General features: G+C 67.5%; 7 protein-coding genes. 4 read left to right on the forward strand and 3 right to left on the reverse strand.

All coding sequences use genetic code 11. The annotated features are described in order from the left end of the window. Positions 1-243: 243 nt before the first annotated feature. Positions 244-720 carry a Fur family transcriptional regulator gene (locus AAC997_RS18060; protein ID WP_340647094.1) on the forward strand — a complete coding sequence of 159 codons (477 nt, stop codon included), beginning with the start codon at positions 244-246 and terminating at the stop codon, positions 718-720. A gap of 1 nt (position 721) precedes the next feature. On the opposite strand, the gene AAC997_RS18065 is transcribed toward AAC997_RS18060, so the two are convergent. Beyond that, entirely contained in the window at positions 722-1213 is a 492-nt protein-coding gene (locus AAC997_RS18065) for a GNAT family N-acetyltransferase (RefSeq protein WP_340647095.1), read from the reverse strand. Between the two features lie 203 nt (positions 1214-1416). Here AAC997_RS18065 and arfB point away from each other — a divergent pair, with 203 nt between their 5' ends. Both arfB and AAC997_RS18075 read left to right on the forward strand, forming a co-directional pair. Further along, on the forward strand, positions 1417-1842 hold the full coding sequence (gene arfB / locus AAC997_RS18070; RefSeq protein ID WP_340647096.1) for an alternative ribosome rescue aminoacyl-tRNA hydrolase ArfB: 426 nt from the start codon (positions 1417-1419) through the stop codon (positions 1840-1842). A gap of 171 nt (positions 1843-2013) precedes the next feature. Continuing rightward, entirely contained in the window at positions 2014-2562 is a 549-nt protein-coding gene (locus AAC997_RS18075; protein WP_340647097.1) for a hypothetical protein, read from the forward strand. A 57-nt stretch (positions 2563-2619) separates the two neighbouring features. On the opposite strand, the gene AAC997_RS18080 is transcribed toward AAC997_RS18075, so the two are convergent. Continuing rightward, on the reverse strand, positions 2620-2958 hold the full coding sequence (locus AAC997_RS18080) for a hypothetical protein (RefSeq protein WP_340647098.1): 339 nt from the start codon (positions 2956-2958) through the stop codon (positions 2620-2622). A gap of 170 nt (positions 2959-3128) precedes the next feature. Between AAC997_RS18080 and AAC997_RS18085 the strand changes: the two genes are divergently transcribed. Further along, complete coding sequence (locus tag AAC997_RS18085; RefSeq protein ID WP_340647099.1) at positions 3129-3524, forward strand: hypothetical protein; 396 nt, start codon at positions 3129-3131, stop codon at positions 3522-3524. An 80-nt stretch (positions 3525-3604) separates the two neighbouring features. On the opposite strand, the gene clpB is transcribed toward AAC997_RS18085, so the two are convergent. Further along, positions 3605-6187, reverse strand: a complete 2583-nt coding sequence (gene clpB, locus AAC997_RS18090; protein WP_340647100.1) for an ATP-dependent chaperone ClpB — start codon at positions 6185-6187, stop codon at positions 3605-3607. Positions 6188-6295 lie beyond the last annotated feature (108 nt).

A 6295-nucleotide genomic window follows, 5' to 3' on the forward strand; every position in this document is an offset into this window, starting at 1 on the left:
GCAAAGCCCAAGCGTCGCCGCGCCCCGCGCAGCTTCGAGGGCGGCGAAGGCGGTCCGCCTTCGGAGACTGAAGACGCATAGTGGGATGAGGAAAAGTGGGGACCGGTTTTCAGCCCGCATCCCACTTCAACTTCAAGGCCGACGGAAGCAAGGCCGGGATCATCTCCCGGCCTTCGCATTTGGGGCCAGCGTCACCATATTCCCGTGGTTGCGGGAAGCCGCGCGGACAGGTAGCCAGTAGGCATGGGAACCGAGTGCCACCACGAAGACGGCGCGCATCCGGGCATCAAGGGTGTGGACCTGCGCCACGCCCTGACCGCCGCCGAGAGCCGCTGCGCGCAAACCCAGGAGCGCCTGACCAACCCGCGCCGCCGGGTGCTGGAATTGCTGCTTGAGGCCAATGGCCCGCTGAAGGCCTATGACCTGATCGCCGCCTTCGGGGCGCATGGCGAGTCGGCCAAGCCCCCCACCGTTTACCGCGCCCTGGAATTCCTCGAACGCCTGGGTTTCGCCCACCGCATCGAGAGCCTCAACGCCTACGTGCCCTGCCGTCGCGACGACCAAGGACACAGGGCCGCCTTCCTGATCTGCGACTGCTGCGGCGCGGCCGAGGAATTCGAACCCGACCTCGACGCCCAGATCGCCGCCGCCGCGCCGGCCGGCTACGCCGTGCGCGCGGTGATGCTGGAAGCGCGCGGGCTGTGTCCCGCGTGCCAGTAGGTCATTCCCGCAACCGCGCCATGGCGATCGAGTCGGCATACGCCCCGTCCCGCCAGGCATAGTTCCGGAACACGCCTTCCCGCTCGAAGCCGAAGCGTTCGTACAGCGCGATGGCGCGGCTGTTGTCGGACCAGACGTTCAGCTCCAGCCGCTTGAGGTTCAGCCAGTTGTCGGCCTGGCTGATAATGGCCGCCATCAGGGCCGAGCCTGCGCCGCGCCCGGCATAGGCGTCATGCACCGCCATGCCGATGGACCCGGCATGGGCCCGGCGGTTCTCGAAACGGTTGAGGCTGGCCGAACCGATGGTCTTGCCATCGATGACCGCCACCAGGTGCAGGTCGCTTGCGGAACCCGTTGCCGCGCGCGCCTGCCGAGCGTTCAGGCTCACGAAGGGCATCTGCAGCGTGCCCCAGATGGCGCGCGGCTGATTCAGCAGCTCGGTGATGTCGGCCATGTCCGTGGGCTCTCGGGCCCGTATCAGGATGTCGCTCATTCTCTCTCTCCAAAGATCGACGCGGAGAGGGCCCAAGAAAAAGCCCCGTCCGTCGCCGGCGGGGCTGGTGGTCTGCGGTGTGGTTCGCTCGTCCTAGCGCACAGCAGCTCTCACCAGCCCGGGCCGGGCGGTGCAAATCTGCATATGGGTCGCTACGCTGCGCATGACGTGAGATTAGCGAGTCGCAATCGCGGCGGGAACCCATGATCGAAGTCACCCCCGACATCACCCTGAATGACGACGAGGTCCAGGAGCGGTTCATCCGCGCCGCAGGTCCGGGCGGGCAGAACGTCAACAAGGTGTCGACCGCCGTGGAGCTGCGCTTCGACGTGCGCGCCTCGCCCTCCCTGCCCAACGACGTGGCCATCCGACTGATGAAGCTCGCCGGCCGCAAGGTGACCCTGGACGGGGTGCTGGTGCTGGTGGCCATGACCCATCGGACCCAGGAGCGGAACCGGGCCGATGCTCTGGCGCGCCTGCTGGAGCTGATCCGCAAGGCCGCCGAGCCGCCGCCACCGCCCCGGAAGAAGACCAAGGTGAGCAAGGCGGCCAAGGCGCGCCGCGTGGACTCCAAGGTCAAGCGCGGCGGGGTCAAGGCGACGCGGGGCAAGGTGCGCGGGGAAGACTAGAGCGTGACAGCCTGAAGTGGGAACCGGGTCAGGCGCCCGTCACGCTCCAAAAATGGGAGAACCAGCCTGTTCATCCGGTTCAGATGAATCTGAGCCGGACAGGCTCTGACCTCGCGCCGGTCACGAACCCCCTTTGCGCACGGCGCCAGCCTTGCCTATGGTGTGCGGGACATGACCTCCGCCCGCCTCCTGCTCATCTCCGCCGCCCTCGTTGGGCTTTCGGCCTGCGCCACCACAGCTCCGCTGGGTCCGCCGCCGCCCCCGCCGCCGCCCGGCATGGGCGGTCCGCCGTCCGCCAATATCTTCCGACCTGGCGACTTCGCCTGGTCGGCGGTCCCGGGCAAGGGCCGGATCGATGGTCGCGTGACCTTCCGCAGCGGCGTGTCGCGCTATACCTGCGCCGGGGCCGGCGTGGTTCTGACACCCGAGACGCTGTGGACGCGCCGGCGGATGACCATCCTCTACAACTCGCCCGACCGGGCGGCTCTGCCGGCGGAACAGGTGCGGGCCCGCACGCCCTCGGCGCCCAGCGGCGACTATTCGGCCTTCGTGCGCCGCACCAATTGCGACGAGACGGACCGCTTCAGCTTCCAGGGCCTGGCCAATGGGGCGTGGTTCGTGATCACGGTCGCCAAGCCCGTGAACGGCGATGGCCCGGACATGGCGATCACCCGCCGCGTGGAAGTCCGCGCGGGCAAGGCGGTATCGGTCGAGCTGTAGGAAACCCCTCGCCCCGGCCTATGCCGGGATGAGCGGGTCGCTTAAAGCGGCGGCGGATCAGAAACGGGCGGCGCCGCGCTTCTCGGGCTCGGCCAGCTCGGAGTCGAGCATATCGGCCACCCGCACCAGGAATTCCTGGCGACGCGCGGCCGCGGCGATGGGGTCGGGCGTGTTCTTCACCGCCTGCGACGCGTCCTTCTTGGCTTCCGAACGCAGGCGGTCGATCACCGCGGCCAGGTGACCCTCGGCCTTGCGGGCGTCCATCAGGGCGGCGTGCGAGCGGGTTTCCGAGATGCGCTTGTTGAGCTGGGCCTCGATGTCGGAGCCGGCCTCAACCCGCGACGCCATGGTGGCGAAATCGCGGACATACATCTGGATGAATTGTTCCTCGGGCATCGACTCCGACTCCTTACTGGTCTTGGGAAACGCGCGAACGTTCGCAGTCGCGAACAGCAGGGGCGCGATCAGTCATGGCCCTCTGTAGCACAGATTGCCGGCTTTTGCCGAACTAACCTGTTTACAGGGCGTTACCTCCATCGGGACGGATACCTCAAGGGAGAGATCTGATGCGTAAACTGTTCACTGTGGGCTTGGCCGCCCTAACCATGGCCGCCACCGCAAGCGTTGGCGCGGCGTCCGCCCAACCCCGGCCTTACGGGGATATGGACCGGGACGGCGTGCCCAACCGCTACGACCGAGACCGTGACGGCGACGGCGTCCGGAACCGCTACGACCGAGACCGTGACGGCGACGGCATCCGGAACCGCAATGACCGCTACGACAACCGCTATGGCCGTTGGGACAACCGCTGGGGCCGTCACCCTGCCCCGCCCCCGCGTCATTGGCGTCACAACAACAGCTGGTACGGGCACGTCCGGGCCTGCCAGATCCGCTATCGCAGCTACAACCCGGGCCGCGACATGTACTTCACGGGCCGCACCTGGGTCCGCTGCCGGCTCTAGGCTGGCGTGACCCCGAATTGAATTTCGGCCCCGCTCAGTCATGAGCGGGGCCGTTTGTTTCACACCTATCGGAAAATGCCCTAGTGCACCTTGGCCTTGCCGATCTGCAGGCCCTCGTCGGTGGCGCCGACCTCGATCACCGAGCCGTCCTGGAAATCGCCGGCCAGGAGCTTCTTGGCGATGGGATCGATCAGCTCCTTCTGGATCACCCGCTTCAGCGGCCGGGCCCCGTAGACCGGGTCGTAGCCGCGTTCGGCGATCCAGTGGTTGGCGGCCGCGTCCAGGGCGATGGACATGCGCCGGGCAGCCAGCAGCTTCTCCACCCGCTGCATCTGGATGCCGACGATGTCGTCCATCTCCGAACGGCCCAGCCGCTTGAAGAGGATGATCTCGTCGATCCGGTTGAGGAACTCGGGCCGGAAGTGGCGGCGCACGACATCCATGACCATGGGCCGGACCTCCTCGACATCCTCGCCCTCCGACTGGCCGGCCAGGAATTCCGAGCCGAGGTTGGAGGTCATGATCAGGATGGTGTTGCGGAAGTCGACCGTGCGGCCCTGACCGTCGGTCAGGCGGCCGTCGTCCAGCACCTGAAGCAGGATGTTGAAGACGTCGGGGTGGGCCTTCTCCACCTCGTCGAACAGCACCACCTGATAGGGCCGGCGGCGCACGGCCTCGGTCAGCGCCCCGCCCTCGTCGTAGCCGACATAGCCCGGAGGCGCGCCGATCATGCGGCTGACCGAGTGCTTCTCCATGTACTCGCTCATGTCCATGCGGGTGATGGCGGCCTCGTCGTCGAACATGAACTCGGCCAGGGCCTTGGTGAGCTCGGTCTTGCCAACGCCCGTGGGGCCGAGGAACAGGAAGGAGCCGATAGGCCGGGCGGGATCCTGCAGGCCCGCACGGGCGCGGCGCACGGCGTCGGAGACGGCGACCAGGGCCTCCTCCTGACCAACCACACGATGGCGCAGGCTGTCTTCCATCTTCAGCAGCTTCTCGCGCTCGCCTTCCAGCATCCGCTCGACGGGAATGCCGGTCCAGCGGCTGACCACTGCGGCGATCTGTTCGGCGTCGACGACCTCAGGGCTGACGGCGTCGGTCGGCTCCTGCGCCTCTTCCTCCGCCAGGCGGCGCTCCAGGCCGGGGATTTCGCCATAAGCGATTTCCGAAGCGCGTTGCAGGTCGCCCCGGCGCTGGGCGACGACGAGTTCGGCGCGCAGCCGGTCGACGGCCTCGCGGAGCTGGGCGGACTGACCGACCTTCTCCTTCTCGGCGCGCCATTTGGCGGTCATCTCCTCGGACTCGGCTTCGAGCTCGGCGAGTTCCTCCTCGAGCTTTTCGAGGCGATGCTTGGAGGCGGCGTCGGTCTCCTTGGTCAGGGCTTCGCGCTCGATCTTCAACTGCACGACGCGGCGGTCGATCTCGTCGAGTTCCTCGGGCTTGCTGTCGACGGCCATGCGCACGCGGCTGCCCGCCTCGTCGATCAGGTCGATGGCCTTGTCGGGCAAGAAGCGGTCGGCGATGTAGCGGTGCGAGAGAGTCGCGGCGGCCACGATGGCGCTGTCGGAAATCCGCACCCCGTGGTGCAGTTCGTACTTCTCCTTCAGGCCACGCAGGATGGAGACGGTGTCCTCCACCGTCGGCTCATCGACGAAGACGGGCTGGAAACGACGGGCCAGCGCCGGGTCCTTTTCCACATGCTTGCGGTACTCATCCAGGGTGGTGGCGCCGACGCAGTGCAGTTCGCCCCGCGCCAGGGCGGGCTTGAGCAGGTTGGAGGCGTCCATCGCCCCGTCGCTCTTCCCCGCGCCCACCAGGGTGTGCATCTCGTCGATGAACAGGATGATCGAGCCCTCGGCGGCGATCACCTCGTTGAGCACGGCTTTCAGGCGCTCCTCGAACTCACCGCGGTACTTCGCCCCGGCGATCAGGGCTCCCATGTCCAGGGACATGAGCTTCTTGTCCTTCAGGCCCTCGGGCACGTCGCCATTGATGATCCGCAGGGCCAGGCCCTCGACGATGGCGGTCTTGCCGACCCCGGGCTCTCCGATCAGGACGGGGTTGTTCTTGGTGCGGCGCTGCAGGACCTGGATGGTGCGGCGGATCTCCTCGTCACGGCCGATCACCGGGTCGAGCTTGCCGTCGCGGGCGGCCTGGGTCAGGTCGCGAGCATAGCGCTTCAGCGCGTCATAGCCTTCCTCGGCCGAAGCGCTGTCGGCGGTGCGGCCCTTGCGGACGGCCTTGGCGGCGTCTTCCAGGCCAGCGGCCGTCGCCCCGGCGGTCGACAGAGCCTTGGCCGCGTCTCCGCCTTCCTTGGCGACGGCGATCAGCATCCGCTCGGTGGTGACGAAGGCGTCGCCCGCGCCCTTGGCCCCGGTCTCGGCCTCGGCGAAGACCCGGGCGGTCTCAGGCGCCATATAGATTTGGCCAGAGCCGCCCTCGACGCGCGGACGCTTGGAGAGCAGGGCGTCGGTAGCCTGTTCGACCGCGTCGGGCCGCCCACCGGCGCTCTCGATCAGGGCGCCGGCCAGACCATCCTTCTCCTCAAGCAGGACCTTGAGCAGGTGTTCGGGTGCGAGTTGTTGGTGGCCGCGCGCCATGGCCAGGCTTTGGGCCGATTGGATCGCCTGTTTGGCGCGGTCGGAATAGAGGTCGATATTCATGAGGTCCCCTCGTAAGGCGGATTAGCGGGGTCGCCTTGATCAAGCGCAACCTCCGCAGGCTCGATGTAGGTGTGGCCCTTTCGCCACACAAGCGTGGCCGACAGAAAA

This window comes from Phenylobacterium sp. (genome assembly GCF_037968635.1).
Lineage (GTDB): Bacteria > Pseudomonadota > Alphaproteobacteria > Caulobacterales > Caulobacteraceae > Phenylobacterium.